Annotated in this window: 15 protein-coding genes; 5 read left to right on the plus strand and 10 right to left on the minus strand. The window is 59.0% G+C overall.

Features of this window, described 5'->3' with window-relative positions:
- Positions 1-26: 26 nt before the first annotated feature.
- On the minus strand, positions 27-206 hold the full coding sequence (locus ACOYW2_RS20925; protein ID WP_482417920.1) for a rubredoxin: 180 nt from the start codon (positions 204-206) through the stop codon (positions 27-29).
- A 917-nt stretch (positions 207-1,123) separates the two neighbouring features.
- On the opposite strand from ACOYW2_RS20925, the gene ACOYW2_RS20930 reads away from it, so the two are divergent.
- Positions 1,124-3,292, plus strand: coding sequence for a thioredoxin domain-containing protein (locus tag ACOYW2_RS20930; RefSeq protein WP_482767849.1), 2,169 nt, complete (start codon positions 1,124-1,126; stop codon positions 3,290-3,292).
- 454 nt (positions 3,293-3,746) lie between these two features.
- On the opposite strand, the gene ACOYW2_RS20935 is transcribed toward ACOYW2_RS20930, so the two are convergent.
- The 8 genes from ACOYW2_RS20935 to ACOYW2_RS20970 all read right to left on the minus strand — a co-directional run bounded on the left by ACOYW2_RS20935 (position 3,747) and on the right by ACOYW2_RS20970 (position 11,874).
- Positions 3,747-4,694: a phosphotransferase enzyme family protein gene (locus ACOYW2_RS20935; protein ID WP_482767850.1), complete on the minus strand. Its 948-nt coding sequence runs from the start codon at positions 4,692-4,694 to the stop codon at positions 3,747-3,749.
- Positions 4,695-4,911: 217 nt separating this feature from the next.
- A complete protein-coding gene (locus ACOYW2_RS20940; RefSeq protein ID WP_482417923.1) occupies positions 4,912-5,427 on the minus strand; it encodes a ferritin in 516 nt (171 codons plus the stop codon).
- 2 nt (positions 5,428-5,429) lie between these two features.
- Positions 5,430-5,807, minus strand: a complete 378-nt coding sequence (locus tag ACOYW2_RS20945; protein WP_482419869.1) for a desulfoferrodoxin — start codon at positions 5,805-5,807, stop codon at positions 5,430-5,432.
- Positions 5,808-6,070: 263 nt separating this feature from the next.
- Entirely contained in the window at positions 6,071-6,883 is an 813-nt protein-coding gene (locus ACOYW2_RS20950; RefSeq protein ID WP_482767851.1) for a rhodanese-like domain-containing protein, read from the minus strand.
- A gap of 33 nt (positions 6,884-6,916) precedes the next feature.
- Complete coding sequence (locus ACOYW2_RS20955) at positions 6,917-8,245, minus strand: NAD(P)/FAD-dependent oxidoreductase (protein WP_482767852.1); 1,329 nt, start codon at positions 8,243-8,245, stop codon at positions 6,917-6,919.
- A 197-nt stretch (positions 8,246-8,442) separates the two neighbouring features.
- The gene (locus ACOYW2_RS20960; RefSeq protein ID WP_180147170.1) at positions 8,443-8,802 is read right to left on the minus strand and encodes a DVU0772 family protein; all 360 of its coding nucleotides are present in this window, start codon (positions 8,800-8,802) and stop codon (positions 8,443-8,445) included.
- An 839-nt stretch (positions 8,803-9,641) separates the two neighbouring features.
- Positions 9,642-11,369 carry a YcaO-like family protein gene (locus tag ACOYW2_RS20965; RefSeq protein ID WP_482767853.1) on the minus strand — a complete coding sequence of 576 codons (1,728 nt, stop codon included), beginning with the start codon at positions 11,367-11,369 and terminating at the stop codon, positions 9,642-9,644.
- Positions 11,370-11,559: 190 nt separating this feature from the next.
- Entirely contained in the window at positions 11,560-11,874 is a 315-nt protein-coding gene (locus ACOYW2_RS20970; RefSeq protein WP_482417928.1) for a hypothetical protein, read from the minus strand.
- 380 nt (positions 11,875-12,254) lie between these two features.
- Here ACOYW2_RS20970 and lpdA point away from each other — a divergent pair, with 380 nt between their 5' ends.
- The 3 genes from lpdA to msrB all read left to right on the plus strand — a co-directional run bounded on the left by lpdA (position 12,255) and on the right by msrB (position 16,360).
- Positions 12,255-14,393, plus strand: coding sequence for a dihydrolipoyl dehydrogenase (gene lpdA / locus ACOYW2_RS20975; RefSeq protein ID WP_482767854.1), 2,139 nt, complete (start codon positions 12,255-12,257; stop codon positions 14,391-14,393).
- Positions 14,390-15,232 carry a DUF547 domain-containing protein gene (locus ACOYW2_RS20980; RefSeq protein WP_482767855.1) on the plus strand — a complete coding sequence of 281 codons (843 nt, stop codon included), beginning with the start codon at positions 14,390-14,392 and terminating at the stop codon, positions 15,230-15,232. The genes lpdA and ACOYW2_RS20980 overlap by 4 nt, the downstream gene beginning before the upstream one ends.
- 198 nt (positions 15,233-15,430) lie before the next feature.
- The gene (gene msrB, locus ACOYW2_RS20985; RefSeq protein WP_482767856.1) at positions 15,431-16,360 is read left to right on the plus strand and encodes a peptide-methionine (R)-S-oxide reductase MsrB; all 930 of its coding nucleotides are present in this window, start codon (positions 15,431-15,433) and stop codon (positions 16,358-16,360) included.
- Between the two features lie 307 nt (positions 16,361-16,667).
- Here the strand turns inward: msrB and ACOYW2_RS20990 are convergent, their stop codons facing one another.
- The gene (locus ACOYW2_RS20990) at positions 16,668-17,579 is read right to left on the minus strand and encodes a hypothetical protein (protein ID WP_482767857.1); all 912 of its coding nucleotides are present in this window, start codon (positions 17,577-17,579) and stop codon (positions 16,668-16,670) included.
- Positions 17,580-18,203: 624 nt separating this feature from the next.
- On the opposite strand from ACOYW2_RS20990, the gene ACOYW2_RS20995 reads away from it, so the two are divergent.
- On the plus strand, positions 18,204-18,749 hold the full coding sequence (locus ACOYW2_RS20995; protein ID WP_180142998.1) for an NADH peroxidase: 546 nt from the start codon (positions 18,204-18,206) through the stop codon (positions 18,747-18,749).

Here is an 18,749-nt window from a genome sequence, read left to right on the forward strand (position 1 = left end):
ACCTTTTTTCCTATGCCCTCTTTTATTTACCCCAATGCTTTAAAGGCTTTCTTACTCGCCCCGCACACCGGGCATCTCCAGTCCTCGGGCAGGTCGTCAAAAGAGGTTCCCTTGGCTATCTTGCCCTTTCTGTCTCCTTTATCGGGGTTGTAGATGCATCCGCAGTTGGCGATCTGGCACTGGTACATTTCGTGGGGCTGGCTCATGGTGTCTCCTTTCAGGTATCGCGGTCCGGGCCGTGACAGGCGGGGCCGATAGATTATGGTCAAAACATGCCGCACGGCAGGGCCGCCGGCGTATTCCTTGGTCTTCACAGTGACGACAATATATCAAAAAGCATGCCATCTTCGGGGCCATGCCCAAAGCGGGCACTATCTTTCCGGAATTCCGCAACATATCAGGGCGTATTCAACGGCGCAGCATGGGACGTGACACATCCCAGGGAAGATCATGAGATGATTCTGTCTCATGTACCTGCTCTCTTCGGGACAGTTTCGAAGCATTCCCCTTAGTCTCTGCCTGTAGAGCGTCCCTGTCAATGGTGCGTCAGCGGCCATCACGATTTTTCGCGACAGTGGTCTTCATCTTGCAATAACATTCCCAGGCGGTCCCACCCCGCCAAGGTGGCCGGATCACATGTTTCGGGATCGACACGCATTCCCACGGGTTACCCTATCCCGGATATTTCACGAGTCGAGTGCACCCATATTCAAGGCATCAGAGCTGCAGATGTAGTTGTTTACCTCAAAGCTCTGATAACGCAGAAGATGGGTGCACTCGGCTCGCCCGAAGGGTGAGAAAATCAAACAGCAAACGTCGGTTTACATTTTGTATTTTCAGAATAGCTGACATTTCCATTGTAGCCATCCGAAATACTGGTGTTTTTTTGACTGATTGTTTTCTCATGAAATATCCGGGCTAACCGAACCTCCCTGTGGGAAACAACGTGCGTCCCGAGTCCATGATGAAGGTGTCCATGTTTTTTCCACCCTGGCAGCCCTTGCTTCTCCTGTGCCGAGCATCAACGCCCGTCGTCACCATGGGCCTCTTCTCACCCTGACTGTTCGAACCACGGAGAGCAAGGGGGACTGCCTTTTTCACCCATAGCCAAGGAAAACCTGCCATGAGCCTTGACGACCGCATCAAAGAAAAAGCAAAAGCCCGAGGCCCGGAGTATGTTCCGCGCACCCGACACCTGAACACCGACGGCACGGCAACCTATACGAACCGCCTCTTTCTGGAGGAGAGCCCCTACCTCTTGCAGCATGCCCACAACCCCGTCAACTGGTCTCCCTGGGGAGAAGAGGCCATGGCCCTGGCAAAGGAGACGAACCGCCCGCTTTTCGTGAGCATCGGATACGCCACCTGCCACTGGTGCCATGTGATGGAGGAAGAGTCCTTTGAGGACGTGGAGATCGCCGAATTCCTGAACACCCATTTCGTGCCGATCAAGGTGGACAGGGAAGAACGGCCGGACATCGACGCCATTTACATGGGCGCGGTGCAGGTACTCACCGGCGGGGGCGGCTGGCCCCTGAATGTCTTTTTGACCCCGGACGGCAAACCCTTTTACGGAGGCACCTATTTTCCGGCCCGGGACGGAACGAGACCGCCCCACCCGGGATTTCTTACCGTCTTAAAGGGCCTTGCCGAGGTCTATGAAAAGGAGAGGGAAAAGGTGGACCTCTCCGCCAGCCAACTCACCCAGGCCATTGACAGCCTGGGGGGCGGTCAGGAGAGCGGGACCCTGCCCGACAGAGCGTGGGTGGACAAGGCCGTGGCCCTGTTTTCCCAAAGCTACGACCCGAGCTTCGGCGGCACCAGGGGTGCTCCCAAATTTCCTGCCACCCTGCCCGTGCAGCTCCTTTTGCGCGCCCACCAGCGCACAGGCATCGGTGCATACCGCCACATGGCGGAGCACACCCTCACAGCCATGGCCGACGGAGGCATCCACGACCAGGCAGGGGGCGGGTTCCATCGCTACAGCACCGACCCCAAATGGCTGGTCCCCCACTTTGAAAAAATGCTCTACGACAACGCCCTTCTGGCCTCTGCCTACGTGGAAGGGTTCCTGGCCACGGAAAACCCGCGTTTTAAAACCGTGGCCGAAGCCACCCTGGCCTACCTTTTGCGGGAGATGGAAGACCCTGCAGGGGGATTCTACTCGGCCACGGACGCCGACTCCCTCACGCCGGACGGCCACAAAGAAGAGGGATACTTCTTTACCTGGAGCAAGGCCGAACTCGACGCGGCCCTGCCCGGGGATTCCTGGGCAGCGGTTCTGGACCATTTCAGCCTCACCGGGGTGCCCCACTTCGAGGGGCGCTACATTCCCCACATCCGAAGAGACGTAAAGGAAACCGCAAAAAAACACGGCCTGGACGTGGCAGAGCTTGAAGCTCTTTTGGACAACGCCCGGGAGATCCTGCGCCAGGCCCGAACAGCAAGGCAAGCGCCCCTTACCGACAAAAAGATCATCGCCGCATGGAACGGGCTGGCCATCTCGGCCTTTGCCCGTGCCGGACGCGCCTTTGGCAACCAGACGTACCTGGCCGCAGCCATGCGCACCGCGGATTTTATCCTGACCTGCCTCACCCGAAACGGCAGGCTCCACCGAAGCCGCCTGGAAGACCTGGGCCCCTTGGGATTTTTGGAGGACTACACCTTTGTCATTGCAGGCCTCATCGACCTTTTCGAAGCCACGGGCGACGCCTCCTGGCTCACCCGCGCCCTTCACCTCCAGACCGAAACCCACCGTCTCTTTGCCTCGGAAAAAGGGGGGTACTACATGACCGGCAGCGACGGCGAGGCCCTTATCACCCGGGAAAAGCCCGGCACGGACGGGGCCATCCCCTCGGGAAACAGCGTTGCCGCCATGAACCTGTTCAGGCTCTACGCCCTCACCGGCGACACGGCACTGCTCACCCAGGGCCTGGGAACGGTTTCAGCCTTCGTCGCCCCGGACCGTTCCCCGGCCCCCTATGCCACCCTGGTGTCGGCCCTGGACTTTCACCTGGCAGGCCCCAAGGCCCTGCTCCTTGTCCTTCCGGAGACACCGTCGCCCAAAGAGACCGAGGCCATAAGTACCCTGGCATCTCTGTACACCCCCTATGCCGTCACAGCGCCCTTGCGGGAGGGAGAACAGGCAAAAACCATGGAGGCACACCTGCCTGCGGTCAAGGACAAAGCCGCACAGGGTGGCGAACCCACCCTCTATCCGTGCAAAGAAGGTACATGCGGCCTCCCGGTGTCGGATCCGGGGGTATTCGGGCAGGTGGTTTTGGAAAGCTGAGCACCGTGGGAGAGGCTGTTTCAGGAAGCGTTGCCCTGCGGTTTCGGTGCGTGGGACGCACCCTACGGGCCACGGGGCTTTCAATGAAGCTGGTTCAGCCCTTCTGCTTCGCCGGACGAGGGCATGAGAATGGTGAGATGGATCGCTCAGGTGACGGCACGTAAGGTACATTCTGTGCACCATGACCGGGTACCCTGTGGCCGAGACAGCACGCCCATGCGGACTTTTCCCTCGCTTTTGAGGACAGGCCGGGCATCGTGCCAGTGGCGGCTTCAAGGAGCGTTGCCCTGCGGTTTCGGTGCGTAGGACGCACCCTACGGGCCACGGGGCTTCCAATGAAACTGGTTCATCCCTTCTGCTTCGCCGGGCGAAGGCATGGGGCTGGTGAGATGGATCGCTCAGGTGACGGCACGGTGGGTGCTCTCTGTGCACCATGGTCGGGCAGCGCCCCCTTTTAAATGCCCCAAGACGCCACCAATTTTTCTCGATTATCCATCAGCAGATAAATATAGGAGAGTTCGAGGTTGATCATCTCGGCGTCGTCTTTGCGGAGCCACTCCGAGAGCCAGGCAAAGCGCAGGGCCATGACACACTCGGGAAGAAGATTCCAGCTTGCTGCATCGGCAAAATCAACCTGGCGAAGGGCTCGGGTCAGGGTGGGGACCAGGCCATGAAGAAGGGCGTCGGGGGTCTCCATGCCGCAGCAGCCAACCATGTTGGCCACATCGTAGAGCAGGGGTTTGTGACCGAAGAACTCCCAGTCGATGACCGCTTCGATGCCCTTCTCCTTCCAGAGAATGTTGACGCCGTGGACATCCCCGTGGGCCAGGGCCGTGGCAAGGCCCGGCCAGTGGGGGTAAAGATGGTCGGTGAGGTATCGGACGGCTTCGTCAAGGGCGCCTGCCACCTTGGGCCTTCGGGCCCGGATGGTGGAGGTCAAGGTGTCGATGTACCCGGGCAGGTCAAAGGACTCCCCCGGAAAGGAGGGGGCAAGGGTAGCGGATGCGGTGCGCAGATCCGTCAGGAACCCGGCGAGAGCCTTGCCCCGCCATGCCTCTTGTGTGTATGCGGGCCGATCCAGGGGCAGGCCCTGCACAAAGGGCGTCAGCTGCCAGAGATTTCCTGTCTGGGGGGATAAAAAATCACCGGCCTGGGTGGCACGGGGCGCCGCCACCGGAAGCCCGGCTTGGGCCAGGGCGCTCATAAACCGGGCCATCTCCCGTTTTCTCGGTGCCGTGGCCGGGTCGATGCGCTCCAAGAGAAAACGGGCGCCATCCGCCCCCTGCACCACCCAGCGCCCCAGGGAGCGCTCCGGGCTCCCGGCAGGTTCCTGTTCATTGCAGACCGTCGCGCCCTCAATACCCCAGGCCCGGGCGGCCTGCTTCATTACTGTCTCGTCCATGGTTTCTCGTCTCGCTTTTAAATCACTGTTCCATTGAGGGGCAAAGCCAGCCTCTGGGGCTTCGCCCCTTCACGTGTGCATATGGGCTGTCCCCGCGACATGCCGTCCCACAACCGCACCCCTGCAGCCACCCAAACCAAAAGACCGCATGCGGCGTTCGCAGACGGTCTTTATCCGGCCATGGGAGTGTGGGTTGGCCTTTTGAATATACGGGAGGCTACTCAGCGGGCTCGGTTGGGGCAGGCATGGCGCGTCCGGCCATCTCGCGGTCCATCATGAGCAGGGCCGAGGGGTTGTCCCCCACGAGGCGGAGCCGTTGGAGGACCTGCTCGACGCTCTCTTCTTCTTCCACCTGCTCGGTGACAAACCACTGAAGGAAAATCCCGGTGGCGTGATCCGAGGCGTCCCGGGCAATGTCCACAAGGGCGTTGATGGACCCGGTGACAAAAACCTCGTGCTCCAGGGTCTCTTCAAACAGGGCCAGGGGAGACTCCCAGGCTGCTTTGGGTGCTTCCACGGCGCTTAAGCGAACCGTGCCGCCCCGCTGCTGGATGTAATCGTAAAACTTCTGGGAGTGGGTCAGTTCTTCCACGCCCTGGGCGTACATCCAGTGGCTGAAACCGGTCAAATTCCGGCTGCCCAGCCATGCCGACATGGAAAAGTAGAGATACGCGGAAAAGATCTCTCGGTTCAACTGAAGGTTCAGTGCGTCTTCAACCTCTGATTTCAACATGGTTACCCCCTTGTCCAGTGGCCGTGCAGGTTGCAGTATGCCCTGGCCACCACAGGTCCTGTGATCCCTGCAAAGAACGCCTCGGGCTTCTCTCCGGGCAGGAGGTGCTTTCGCAGGATGGTTGCTCCCTGGGTCACCTCGATCCAGGGAATCCAGTGTTCTTCTGTCATGGGATGGGCTGTCTCGCCTACGGAAACGCAAATGCCACCGTCTACCTCGACCACGACGGGCACATGCTTCTCCCGGGAGGCGTCCCGGGTGTTCTCTTCCAAAAGGGTCATGGCCTGCCCGCAGCACCTTACCGTGGGCCCGCCAGCCTGAATAATTTCAACGATATTGCCGCAGTGTTCGCATGCGTAGAGTTGATTGCGCCTCATCATGGTGGGTCTCCTTTTCCGTTTCCGATTCTGTATCCGCCGCAAGGATATGATCATGCCGGGGCCAAGCCCCTTTCCTTAACCTGTTGCCCAGGAAAACATTTCAATAAGCATGCCACACGGCATTGCCGGCACAAAAAAGAGACAACACACTGATTTCATGACAAGGTGATCGAGCCCAGGATTCGTTACGGCTCGAAAGCAAAACAGAGACGATACGGGCCATGAGACACCCGACGCAAAAAGTGTCTCACGGAAAAACCACCTCAAAAGGCAGTGTCCAGGGCCCCCACAATGGTATTCATGTGTTTTTTCTCCCCCTCGCTGATCTCCAGGAAAAGGGATTTCAAGGCGGGATCGCCGGCGTATCGGTAGAGGTCGTAGGCGGTGAACTCAATGTCCAGGGCCAGCTCATAAATGGCAAGGTCCATAGGGACCATGGTGCTCTCCAGGCGAAGCAGCGCACCTTCAAGGGGCATGCCCCCTTCGAGGATTTCGCCCTTCAGGCCATCGAAAACATCCTCAAACCGTGGCGGAATCTCCTCCCGGCTTTGCCAGGCATCGTAAAGTGCCCTGGCATGGGCCAGCTCTGCCTGGCAAAGGGACTCGATGGTCCGGGTCAGGGCGGTGCCGGGGTACGCATCAAGGATATGCCGATAGATATTCCACGCGCCCTTTTCAAGGTCCATGGCCGCCATGAGGGTTTGCTGCATGCCCTCCTCGAGGACCAAAAGCCTTACCCGGGGAAAGTCCGTGACGGTATGTCCCTGCCAGGCAAGAATCCCGCCTTCGAGGTTGAAAATGCTTTGGTGCCGCGGCATCTTCTCCACGGCCATGTGAGCCGCCACCCGCGACCGCGCCCCGCTTCGGCAGGCAAAGATAATGTCCCGGTGTTCAGGAAGATCTTTAAGACGGGTCTCAAGCTGCCCCAGGGGAAGGAGCCTGGCGCCGGGGATGTGGGCCTGCTCGTACTCCTGGGGCTCCCGAACGTCCAACAGAAGGTACTCGCTCTCCTCATGCTCACTCATATACGCTTTGACGGACTCAGGGGTTGCATCAACAACACGGTTTTCGCTCATGGGACCTCCGAAAGGCTCAATGGTGGGAAAGGATTACTCCACTTTTTTGAGAGATATCGAGGTTGAGGGGTCAACGGATGCTTCACCCGGCATGCTTTCCGGTAATGTATCAAAAAATCGCCAGGTTGCACCAGAGATAATCCGTGCCCCTTTTTTGTTGGTAAGGTACGAGAGACACCACTTCAGAAAAATGGAGAGGCGGTTGTTGAACCCGGAAATAAAATAAATATGCACCAGGAGCCAGGTCACCCAGGCCATGAACCCCTGGAGCCGGAAAAACCCGAAATCCACGATGGCCCGGCTGCGGCCGATGGTGGCCATCTGGCCTTTGTCCACGTAGTCGAAGGGCTCCATGGCCTCACCGGCCTGGTCCCGAAGGATGTTTTCGGCAATGCACTGCCCCTGCTGAATGGCCACGGGCGAAAGGCAGGGAAGGACCTTGCCCGAAGGGTCGGTAAAGGCGGCCTGGTCCCCGGCCACAAACACGTCCTTACGGCCGGGAATATTGAGGCAGGCATCCACCACAATGCGCCCCTGCACGCCGGTCTCCACCCCGAGGCCCCGGTTGAGGTCCGTTGCAGTGATCCCGGCAGCCCAGAGCACGGTCATGGTCTCGATTTTTTCCGACCCCACCTCGATGGAGGTCTCCCGAATCTCGCTTACGGGACTTTTGGTCCAGACCTGGACCCCTAAGTTTTCAAGGTCACGGGTGGCACGGCTGCTCTGTTTTTTGGGAAAGGAGGCGAGGATGCGGTCTCCGGCCTCCACCAGGATAATACGGGTGAGTTTAGGGTCGATGTTGCGAAAGTCCCGCCCCAGGGTGTAACGGGTCATCTCCCCGATGGCTCCGGCAAGCTCCACGCCGGTGGGCCCTCCACCCACCACCACAAAGGTCAGGGCGCGACGCCGCACGGCTTCGTCTTCGGCCCGCTCTGCCACCTCAAAGGCACTCAGGATGCGCCGCCGGATCTCCAGGGCCTGCTCCAGGGTCTTCAAACCCGGTGCGTGGGGTTCCCAGGATTCCTTGCCGAAGTAGCAGTGGCGGACCCCGCAGGCCAGGATCAGGTGATCGTAGGACAATCGCCCGAAATCGGTCATCACGGTGCGCCCGTCAAAATCCACCCCGGCGACCTCTCCCTGGAGTACCTTGATGTTTTTGAACTCCGATAGAATGCTCCGAATGGGCATGGCAATATCGGACTGGCTGAGCCCGGCCGTTGCCACCTGGTACAACAGGGGTTGAAACAGATGGTGGTTGGCCTTGTCGATGAGCGTAACCTGAATTCCCTCTTTGTTGCCCAGGAGCTTGGCGGCCTTGAGACCGGCAAAGCCTCCGCCGACAATAATCACCTTTTTCGTCATAATCGCAGATTCCCGTTTTTGAGATACATAACTGTTGATCGCTGTGTGCGTGCTTCAGGAGACAGACGCCAAAAAGAAAAAAAGTGGGGCAAACCGGGCTTTTTGCAAGCCGTGATGCCCCACCTTATCAGATTCGCTTTTTCTTATACAGGTTCAGCCCCCGGTCATGTTGGGGAGCCCCTTTCACCTGGCCTTTTTCAGTGAACATTGAGCTGATCTTTCAGCCAGCTTTTGATGTTCGGGTCCAGTTCATAAATGCCGCGATGGTTGTTGATGGACTTCATAAATGCTTTCTCCAGCTTGGGGGGCATGCGGAACACGGCAAGCTCCTCCATATCGAACCCTTTGCGGTGTACCAGGGTGATCACCGGATACTCGCCCCAGGTGTTGATGGCAAAATAGGTGGACTCATCCTCGCTTCCACGGCCCCGCTGCTCGTCGCAATACCAGCCGGCGCCCCACTCGAGATGACGTCCCACCGCTGCGGCGGGGTTGATGTTCCAGTCCACGCTGTTGAGCAGGGAGAGGTCATTTTTAAGCTCTTCCAATCGTTTCATTCGGCGCCTCCTGTGTCGTGGCGTTCATCCCATGCCCATCCGGCCCGAAGTTCCTGTGCCTTGCCCTCCGGAGCCGATGGCCCCATGAAGCTCTTCATTACCGTCCAGGCTGTCCATTGCAAGGCGTGGCACCCGCCATCCTTGCCCGTTGACAAGATACACTACAAGAGCCGTGCCAAAATCGCATAAAAGAGATACAAGACCGTTTTTACAGGATATTTCAAAACATGACGTGTGTTTCACAGGTCCCCATGCAACACATGGTCGATACACCTGTGTATCAGGTAGGGAATAGGGAATAGGGAATAGGGAATAGGGAATAGGGAATAGGGAATAGGGAATAGGGAATAGGGAATAGGAGATGGGAATAGGGAATAGGGAATAGGGAATAGGGAATAGGGAATAGGGAATAGGGAATGAAAACACGGGAATCGCCATCTTACAAGGCTTTTGCAGCTTTTTTGTGGACTTGAGACTGGCTTCCCGGAACGTTTTGAATGGCCGTTGCCCCTCGGTTTCGGTGCGTGGGACGCACCCTACAGGCTGCGGGGCTTCCAGTGGTTCTGGTGTGTTCGGTACGCACCGCAGGGTGAGACATCACTGCCATTCTGATTTGGCTTTCTTCCCACCCCGGGTATTCAAATCAATTCGGGTATAAACGATCCCGGTCGTTAAGCGACGGCCCGTAGGGTGCACTCTGTGCACCATGGACGAATCCCCGGAAGGAAGCGGTTTCCGGCACGTTTTGAAGGACCGTTGCCTCTCGGTTTCGGTGCGTGGGACGCACCCTACGGGCTGCGGGGGCTTCCAGTGGTCTGGGGCCTTCGGATCGTAGCCCGTCAGGGGTGAGAAACGCTTTGCCTCAGGGCCCTCACGCAGCGGGTGATGTGGCCGTGGGGGCCTTTGTCCAGAAAGGAGTCCAGGGGCTCGTCGAAGAAAGGGAACGGGGTGGTGCCGTCGCAGGCAAGGGCGGTGAGGCGGTCTGCTTCGGCGCCGAAAATACGTCCAAGCTCCGGTAAATCCGTCTCCCTTATCCCGGCCTCCAGGCGGGCTTCCATGCACCGGAAAAAAAGGCGGCGACCCTGGGGGATCTCCATCTGGGACGCCATGGCACTCCAGCGGGCGGCCCCTTCCCGGTCCCCGGAGCGGAGATTGCACAGGGCGATCATCTCCGCCACCCGGGCATCTGCCCAGGCGCTACCCGGCGTCACCTCCACGCCCACGAGTTCGCACACCAGGGCTTCGGGCCCCCACCCGCCCTCTTCCAGAAGGTCGGCGAGGCGTTCCGCCTCCCCCGGCTCCAGAGCTTGAAGCCGGATCAGGCCATGGCGCACCTCGGCCTGCCTGCTGCGATTTTCCCAGAGAAGGTCCTCCACGGGATAAATCTCGGACATCCCCGGCACCACCATACGGCAACAGGGCATGCCCAGATGGGTGGTCACCCAATTGTAGATCTCAAAACCCTCGTCATGGATCCGCGACACCAGAAGGTCGTACTCACGGCCCCTGCCGCCGCCAGTGGAGTCCTCCAGTCCCCAGGGGGCAAAGGAAAAATCCGGGGTCTGTTTGAAAAAGTCCCAGTGGAGCACGCCCGCAGAGTCCACGAAATGCTCCTCTATATTGGTGGGAGACGCCACCAGCTCCGCATCAAAGCTCGGAGCGGCAAAGCCCTTGATCTCGCTGCGTCCCTGGAGCATCTCGGTGAAGGTACGCTCCAGGGCCACACCGAACAGGGGGTGGGCACCGAAGGCTGCAAACACGCCGCCGTCCTCGGGGTTCACCGCGGCAATACAGATCACGGGCCAGCGCCCCCCCAGGGAGGCATCCCGGGCATAAATCACAAGGCCCCGGGCTTCCAGTTCTGCCAGGGCGGCCTGCACCACCGGATACCTGCCCAGCACCTCCCGGGGGATATCCGGCAGGGCAAGGCCCTCTGCAATAATGCGGGCTTTCACATAGCGTTCCACCACCTCAGAAAGGGCCTGGACCTTGGCTTCGAGAAGGGTGTTGCCCGCGGACATTCCGTTGGAGACATACAGGTTTTCCAGCACCGCCACGGGAAAGAGCACCGGAGCACCGCCCTCCTTTTCAAAGGGAAGACAGCACACCCCGCGAGCACCGCCGGTGTTGAAATCCATGAAATGACGTACGCCGAGTTCTTCCTCCGGGTCGTAAAAATCCCAGAGCGCAGGGGAAAGCGCATCCTGCTTCAGGGATTCCATGTCCGCAGAGAGCCACACCTCCCCGGGGCCATGGAAAAACCCACCGTTTGCAGGCGTCTCAGGAAGGTAAAGGTCCGAAAGCAGGTACCCGGTGCTCAGGCGCTCAAAAAGCTCTCCGTACGCGCTGGCAAGGGCCGCCCCTTCGGAGCTCCCTTTTCCGTTGGTATACAGGTTCGGGCAATCCGAAAGGCGCAGGTTCACGGACCACGCTCCGTCCACAGGGTGAAGCCAGGCGCGCTCCTCCACGGCAATCCCCAGGTCCAGCAGCTTTGCCCGCATCATATCAATGGACACCTCAAAGCCGGCGTCCTTGCCCAGGGGCAATGTCATTGTCTCGTGTTTCATATCTCTGTCTCGTCCCATAATTAACCGGCTCCTTCTGGAACCACCAGATTGCGCCACATTCCCCTTCAGCCCTTCCCCTTTAGCCCTTAGCCCTTAGCCTTTTAGCCCTTATCCCCTACCCACTATTCCCCACCCCCTGCCGAATAATCTCCACTCCCCACCCCCTCTCACCTATGCCCTATCACCTGTCTTACCTGCTCACCCTCACCCAGTACCAGACGCTCACCACGATGAACCAGACCGCCAGGCATTCGAAAAAAAGAAAGATCAGGTAATACCAGAGGCGGGTCACCAGGCCCAGGGGAAAGAGGATCCCGGCGGCCACCACAATGAGGCAGAACAGGGAATAGAAGGTGTAATAGTAGCCCTCGTCGATGACAAGGCCCGTTGCAAAAAAAAGAGAGAGGTTGGCCACCACCAGAAGGGCGTTGAGATGGGACAGCCCCGTCCAGTAGATGACGGCGTGTCCGGCAAAGGTGTCCGACAGGTGGCGATAAAGGGACATGACCCGGCCTCCCATTTTTTTTGCAGGTATGGTAATTTAATGAACGACGTGGCCCATAGGGGTCCCCACCTGAAAAGAACTCCGTGCCACGGCCCTTCCCCGCAGGCCCGGCGTCCCACGGAGCCGTCTCAATACGGCCCACCCGCCTGCCGATCACGGGCACCCGACCCCTGTCACGAAACAAAAGCGTCCCACCAGAGCAAAAAAACGTTCCATTTCATAATTATAGTCAAGCCTCCAGGCACCATTCAAGAAAAATGCCGCCTGATTACGTCTTCTGGCATTGCCTTTGCTTTCACCATTTTTAACGCGAACGCGCTTTGGCCGCAGCCCCTCTTCAGGGGACGACCCACAACGCATCAACCAAAGGAGCCTGCCGCATGAACCGCCACATGAAACTCATCGTTGTTCTTATCATCGCCATCCTGGTCGTGCTCTTTTTCGCCTTCGATGTCGGGGAGCTGCTCACCCTGTCGTCCCTGAAGGCAAAGCAGGCTGAGTTCGGGGCCTTTTACAAGGAACACGCCCTCTTCACCCTCACCGTCTACTTTCTCATCTACGTGGCGGTGGCCGCCCTCTCCCTTCCGGGCGCGGCCGTGATGACCCTGGCGGGCGGGGCCCTGTTCGGCTTTCTTACCGGCCTTGTGGCTGTCTCTTTTGCCAGCACCATCGGTGCCACCCTGGCCTTTCTCGTCTCCCGGTTTCTCTTGAGGGACCTGGTGCAGACCAAGTTCGGCGACCGCCTGGGAGCCATCAACGAAGGGATGAAAAAAGACGGGGCATTCTACCTGTTTACCCTGCGCCTGGTGCCCATCTTTCCCTTCTTTGTCATCAACCTCGTCATGGGCCTGACCCCCATCCGCACCCTCACCTTTTACTGGGTGAGCCAGCTCGGCATGCTGGCGGGCACCATGGTCTACGTTAACGCCGGAACCCAGCTCGCCCGCATCGACTCGTTGTCCGGGATCCTCTCGCCGGGGCTGCTCTTCTCCTTTGCCCTGTTGGGCATCTTTCCCCTTGCAGCACGGAAAATCATCGATGCCGTCAAGGCCAGGCGGGTCTTCAAGGCCTACGACAAACCCAAGCGCTTTGACTACAACCTCGTGGTCATCGGCGCAGGGTCGGCGGGCCTGGTTTCGGCCTACATCGCGGCGGCGGTCAAGGCGAAGGTGGCCCTTGTGGAACGGCACAAAATGGGCGGGGACTGCCTCAACACCGGCTGTGTGCCCAGCAAGGCCCTGATCCGATCATCCAAGATGCTTGCCTACACAAGACGGGCCAAGGAGTTCGGATTCAAGGAAGCCAACGTTGATTTTGATTTTGCCGAGGTCATGGAGCGGGTCCACACCATTATCTCCAAGGTGGAACCCCACGACTCCATCGAGCGCTACACCAAACTCGGGGTGGAGTGTGTCCAGGGCGCTGCCGAGATCATCTCTCCCTTTGAGGTGCAGGTGAACGGCCGGGTGCTCACCACCAAGAGCATCATCATCGCCACGGGCGCCAGGCCCTTTGTGCCCCCCATCAAGGGCATGGACCTCATCACCCCCCTGACCAGCGACACGGTCTGGGGCCTCACAGAACTTCCCAAGCGTCTTGTGGTCCTTGGGGGCGGCCCCATCGGCTGCGAGCTGGCCCAGTGCTTTGCCCGCTTTGGCTCCGACGTCACCCAGGTGGAGATGGCGCCAAAGCTCATGGGCCGGGAAGACCCCGAGGTGGCAGAGATGATTGCCCGTAAATTCCGGCGCGAAGGAATCCAGGTCCTCACCGGCCACGCGGCCACGGAAATCCGGGTGGAGGATGGCGAAAAGATCCTGGTCTGTGACGCCGGAGGGCAGGCCGTGACCGTTCCCTTTGACGAGATCATCGTGGCCGTGGGGCGGAAACCCAACACCGAAGGGTTTGGCATGGAAAAGCTGGGCATTACCCTTGATCCCAGGGGGACCGTGGAGACCGATCCCTTCCTGGCCACCTCCGTGCCCAACATCTTCTGCGCCGGGGACGTGGCAGGGCCCTATCAATTCACCCACACGGCCTCCCACCAGGCCTGGTACGCCTCGGTAAACGCCCTCTTCGGGTTTATCAAGCGATTCAAGGCCGACTACAGCGTGATCCCCTGGTGCACCTACACCGACCCGGAGGTGGCCCGGGTGGGCCTGTCCGAGACCGAGGCACAGGAGAAGAACATCCCCCACGAGGTGACAGTATACGAAATCGGCGAGGTGGACCGGGCCATTGCGGACTCCGAGGACCATGGCTTTGTCAAAGTGATCACCGCCAGAGGAAACGACCGCATCCTGGGGGCCACCATCGTGGGCCACCACGCAGGAGACATCATTGCCGAATTTGTGCTGGCCATGCGCCACAAGCTCGGGCTCAACAAGATCCTGGGCACCATCCACATCTACCCAACCCTCTCTGAGATGGTCAAAGGCACGGCCGGTACCTGGAAGAACGCCCATAAACCGGAAAAGGTCCTCAACACCTTACAAAAAATCCACGCATGGAGGCGCGCATGATGAGCCATCACACACACACCAGACGACCCGTTCACCCGATCCGGCACCACACGCCCAAGGTCCTGGCCCAGGCAAGGCCCGGCCCTTCACCGGCCCTTGCCCTCTGGGCGGTCCTCCTGACGGCCCTGCTGTTTGCCCTGGTGACAAGCGCCCGGGCCGAGACGTACGACCACGCCCCCTTTGACGACCTCCTGGCAGCCCACGTCCGCGGCGGCGGCATCGACTACGACGGCCTGGCAGACGAGGAAGACAAGCTGGACGCCTACCTGGCCCCGGCAGCCTCCTACAGCGCGGAGGGCCTCTCCCGGGACGAGGCCATGGCCTTCTGGATCAATATGTACAATGCCTGGACCCTGAAGCTCATCCTCACCAAATACCCGGACATTGAATCCATCAAGGATCTGGGGTCGGTCTTCTCTTCACCCTGGAAGAAAGAATTCGTCAAGATTGGAGGCAAGACCCTCACCTTGAATGAGATCGAACACGCCATCTTGAGGGAAAAGTACCAGGATCCCCGGATCCACTTTGCCGTCAACTGCGCTTCCAGGAGTTGCCCCCCGCTGCTGCCGGAGGCCTACCTGGGCGATACCCTGGACGCCCAGCTTGACGCGGCCACCATCGATTTTATCAACAACAGCGCCAACACCCGGGTTGAGGGAAACCGGCTCGTCGTCAGCCGAATATTCAAATGGTACAAAGATGACTTCGGAGACGACATTGCCGCTTACATCGGCCGATATGCCGAAGGCCCCCTCAAAGCGGCCATGGCCCAGGCACAAGGGAACTTAAAGGTATCCTTCATGGCATACGACTGGTCCCTGAACGTACCGGATGCCTGAAAACGCAACATCACCACAATATTACAGAGATAAGCAAGATGATGAAACACACTGAGGTGACCCATGAACCTCGATAAATCGATAGTAAAAACCTTTGCCGCCACCCTGGCAATCTCATAGAATTTCTGTCACGGACCTCGCACGTAGTAGGCAACAGAAACCCAAAAGGCCACCTTCGCCGGCGGCTGCTTCTGGTGCATGGAGCACCCCTTTGAGTCCCTGGACGGCGTGCTCTCCGTGGTCTCCGGATACATCGGAGGCCACAAGGAGGCCCCCACTTACAAAGAGGTCTCCGCAGGGAGCACCGGCCACGCCGAGGCCGTAGAAATCACTTACGACCCGGGTAAAATATCCTACGAAGAGCTCCTTGAGGTCTTCTGGAGACAGGTGGACCCCACCGACGGCGGCGGCCAGTTCGTAGACAGGGGCAGCCAGTACCGCACCGGCATCTTCTACCATGACGATGCCCAGAAAAAGGCGGCCCTGGCTTCAAAAGAGGCCCTGAGCAAGAAAAGAATCTTCGGGAAACCCATTGTCACGGAGATCACCCGCGCCACCACCTTCTATCCGGCCGAGGAGTACCATCAGGACTACTACAAGGAGAACCCCATCCGGTATAAGTTCTACCGAAGCCGCTCCGGAAGGGATGCGTTCCTTGAAAAACACTGGACCGAAGACGGAAAAGGCATCAAGCAGACCACCTGGACAGAGGAAGAGCTCAAAGAGAGGCTCACTCCCCTGCAGTACAAGGTGACCCGCAAAAACGGCACGGAGCGTCCCTTTGACAACGCATACTGGGACAACAAGCAGGAGGGCATCTATGTGGACATCATCAGCGGCGCCCCCCTGTTCAGCTCCACCGACAAATTCGTCTCCGGCACCGGGTGGCCCAGCTTCACCCGCCCCTTGAAAGCCGCCGACATCGACGAAGTGGAGGACACCTCCTTTTTTATGAAACGGGTGGAGGTCCGCAGTGGCCACAGCGACTCCCACCTGGGCCATGTCTTCACCGACGGCCCGGCCCCCACGGGCCTTCGCTACTGCATCAACTCCGCGGCCCTGCGGTTCGTCCCCAAAAAGGACCTGAAAAAAGAGGGCTACGAGCATTACCTGCCCCTCTTTGAATAACCCCCAAACCTTTGCCTCCGGCAACCCTGCCGGAGGCACTCCCCATAAAATAGGCTGCATGCCGTCAGCCCGTGGGGTGCGTTCCACGCACCAAACCAAAGCGTAGCAGCCCCCGAAAGCAAATCAGAAACCACCGTTCTCCATGTACCGACCAGCCATGGTGGACAGAGTGCACCCTGCGGGTCGTCGCTCAGCGACCGATATCGCTATGGTCCCCGCTTCAACGAAATCCCGGGATAAAAAAGCCGCACCGGAGTGCGGCGCTCCATAGTGATGCGTCACCATTTGCGGTATGGCGCAAATCGATTTACCCCCTGGCCTGGGGCATGGCTTTGAGGATCGGCTCGTGGCCGTGTTCCGAAGGGGCCGCCTCGCCTGGGAGAGGGGTTTCGTGGAACCTGCCGAACACCCAGAAGGTGGCCAGGGCGAACAGGGCCGCAAAGGTGCCGATGGCTGCGCTCCAGAGGGGAGGGGCCACCAGGGCAATGAGGATCAGGACCGTCACCACGGCAAAACCGGAATTGCGAAAGGCCACCCGGTAATTGTGCCCGTGGCGCAGGGAGAGCAGCACAATGAGGATGTTGCTCAGAACAAGCAGGGTATAGACGGTCTCAAAGGCAGGCGGGGTGGGAACGCCCGAAAAATAGCCCATAAGGCTGCGCAGGGCGATGAGGTGAAACGCCGCCAGCAGGGCCAGTGCAATGCACTTCTTGGCAGCGATGAAGCTCTGCCGGTCCTCCTCATGCTCGGAAAGGGTCGAGCTTGTCTTGATCCTGTAATAGAGGGAGAGAAGAGCGAACACCACCAGGGCTCCGGTGACCGCCGCGGCAATGCCGGGCAATCCGTCCCGCAGGGATTCCCAGGAGAGGGGGTTGTGATGGGAGATCTCCTTGAAGACGTTTCGCAACAAGATCAGGGAGAGAATCTCCAGCTGACGCCCCACCGAGGTGCTCACCGAGTGGACCATGCTGAAGACAAGGCCCATGACTTCGATGATGAGAAGCAGGGTCAGGGCGATGCCGATGGAAGCCAGATGATTTTTCGGAACCAGGTGGGCCAGGGCTTCGGGGAGCTCCAGGACGCGTCCCAGCTCCACGCTCATGAGGCAGACCAGAAAGGTTCCCACCAGAAGGCTTCCGGCCAGGCGATGACCCGAAGGCCCCTCCCAGCAGGCTTCCAGGGTATCGTACAGGCTCAGGACAGGTCGAATAAGGGACATGGCTTTTTTCTCCGCAGAATCATTGTTACCGAGTCGTAAACGTCAAACCACAACCCTTGCACAGTTGCACATCCCGCGCCAGCCCCTTGATAAAAAGAAGAAAAACACGCCCCCCACCTCTATCCCTTTAGCCTTTCCCCTTTAGCCCTTTAGCCCTTTTACCTTTCAACCTTTCAATCTTTCCCCTTCCCCCTTTAGCCCTTTAACCTTTCGCCTTTTCTCCCTGTCCCCCCCTCCCCTGGGCCACCCCTGTCTCATTTTCAACCTGAGACACACATTTTCCCCTGTATTTTCAAACAATTTTTATATTTCGTCCGCCACACCTGCCGTATCACCGTGTCGGAGTGCCACGGCGAGACAGGCGGCGATACACAGTGCGACCCCCATTGGCTGAGCCCTCGAGCCCAAACCGCAGCATCTCTTCATATTCAATAAGTTATGCTTCATACGCCCAGAAAAATTCACCTCCACCGCATTTTTTATTTCACTTTGGCACAGCACTCGCATACTACCCAGACACAACGCGACGCTGCCAAGCTCGCATGAATGATGCAAACAAAACCAAAACGATCTGAAATCAACTTTTGACCATTGGATCTCGAATTCTTGAAGGAGAAATGAACCATGTCCAAGTATGTATGCACTGTCTGCGGTTATGTCCACGAAGGTGAAAACGCTCCCGAAAAATGCCCCCAGTGCGCAGCCCCCGCCGCCAAGTTCAAGGCACAGGCCGAAGGCCCCCTGGCCTGGGCCGACGAGCACGTCATCGGTGTGGCCGAAGGCGTAGACCCTGAAATCGTTGAAGGCCTCCGCGCCAACTTCACCGGCGAATGCACCGAAATCGGCATGTACCTGGCCATGAGCCGCCAGGCCGACCGCGAAGGCTACCCCGAAGTGGCCGAAGCCTACAAGCGCATCGCCTTTGAAGAAGCCGAGCACGCTGCCAAGTTTGCCGAGCTCCTGGGCGAAGTGGTCACCGGCGACACCAAGACCAACCTCACCATGCGCGTAGAGGCAGAGCACGGCGCCTGTCAGGGCAAAAAAGACCTGGCCACCCGCGCCAAGCAGCTCAACCTCGACGCCATCCACGACACCGTCCATGAGATGTGCAAAGACGAAGCACGCCACGGCCAGGCCTTTGCAGGCCTGCTGAAGCGCTACTTCGATTAA

It is taken from the genome of Desulfoluna sp. CLI2B (assembly GCF_056847375.1).

Excerpts from the sequence above, each read along its gene's own strand:
- ACOYW2_RS20945 (WP_482419869.1), bottom strand. The coding sequence starts at position 5,807 with ATGATGAGGCGCAATCAACTCTACGCATGCGAACACTGCGGCAATATC.
- ACOYW2_RS20935 (WP_482767850.1), bottom strand. The coding sequence starts at position 4,694 with ATGGACGAGACAGTAATGAAGCAGGCCGCCCGGGCCTGGGGTATTGAG.
- ACOYW2_RS20960 (WP_180147170.1), bottom strand. The coding sequence starts at position 8,802 with ATGAAACGATTGGAAGAGCTTAAAAATGACCTCTCCCTGCTCAACAGC.
- ACOYW2_RS20995 (WP_180142998.1), top strand. The coding sequence starts at position 18,204 with ATGTCCAAGTATGTATGCACTGTCTGCGGTTATGTCCACGAAGGTGAA.
- ACOYW2_RS20980 (WP_482767855.1), top strand. The coding sequence starts at position 14,390 with ATGATGAGCCATCACACACACACCAGACGACCCGTTCACCCGATCCGG.
- ACOYW2_RS20940 (WP_482417923.1), bottom strand. The coding sequence starts at position 5,427 with ATGTTGAAATCAGAGGTTGAAGACGCACTGAACCTTCAGTTGAACCGA.
- ACOYW2_RS20950 (WP_482767851.1), bottom strand. The coding sequence starts at position 6,883 with ATGAGCGAAAACCGTGTTGTTGATGCAACCCCTGAGTCCGTCAAAGCG.
- lpdA (WP_482767854.1), top strand. The coding sequence starts at position 12,255 with ATGAACCGCCACATGAAACTCATCGTTGTTCTTATCATCGCCATCCTG.
- ACOYW2_RS20925 (WP_482417920.1), bottom strand. The coding sequence starts at position 206 with ATGAGCCAGCCCCACGAAATGTACCAGTGCCAGATCGCCAACTGCGGA.
- ACOYW2_RS20930 (WP_482767849.1), top strand. The coding sequence starts at position 1,124 with ATGAGCCTTGACGACCGCATCAAAGAAAAAGCAAAAGCCCGAGGCCCG.
- msrB (WP_482767856.1), top strand. The coding sequence starts at position 15,431 with ATGGAGCACCCCTTTGAGTCCCTGGACGGCGTGCTCTCCGTGGTCTCC.
- ACOYW2_RS20990 (WP_482767857.1), bottom strand. The coding sequence starts at position 17,579 with ATGTCCCTTATTCGACCTGTCCTGAGCCTGTACGATACCCTGGAAGCC.
- ACOYW2_RS20965 (WP_482767853.1), bottom strand. The coding sequence starts at position 11,369 with ATGAAACACGAGACAATGACATTGCCCCTGGGCAAGGACGCCGGCTTT.
- ACOYW2_RS20970 (WP_482417928.1), bottom strand. The coding sequence starts at position 11,874 with ATGTCCCTTTATCGCCACCTGTCGGACACCTTTGCCGGACACGCCGTC.
- ACOYW2_RS20955 (WP_482767852.1), bottom strand. The coding sequence starts at position 8,245 with ATGACGAAAAAGGTGATTATTGTCGGCGGAGGCTTTGCCGGTCTCAAG.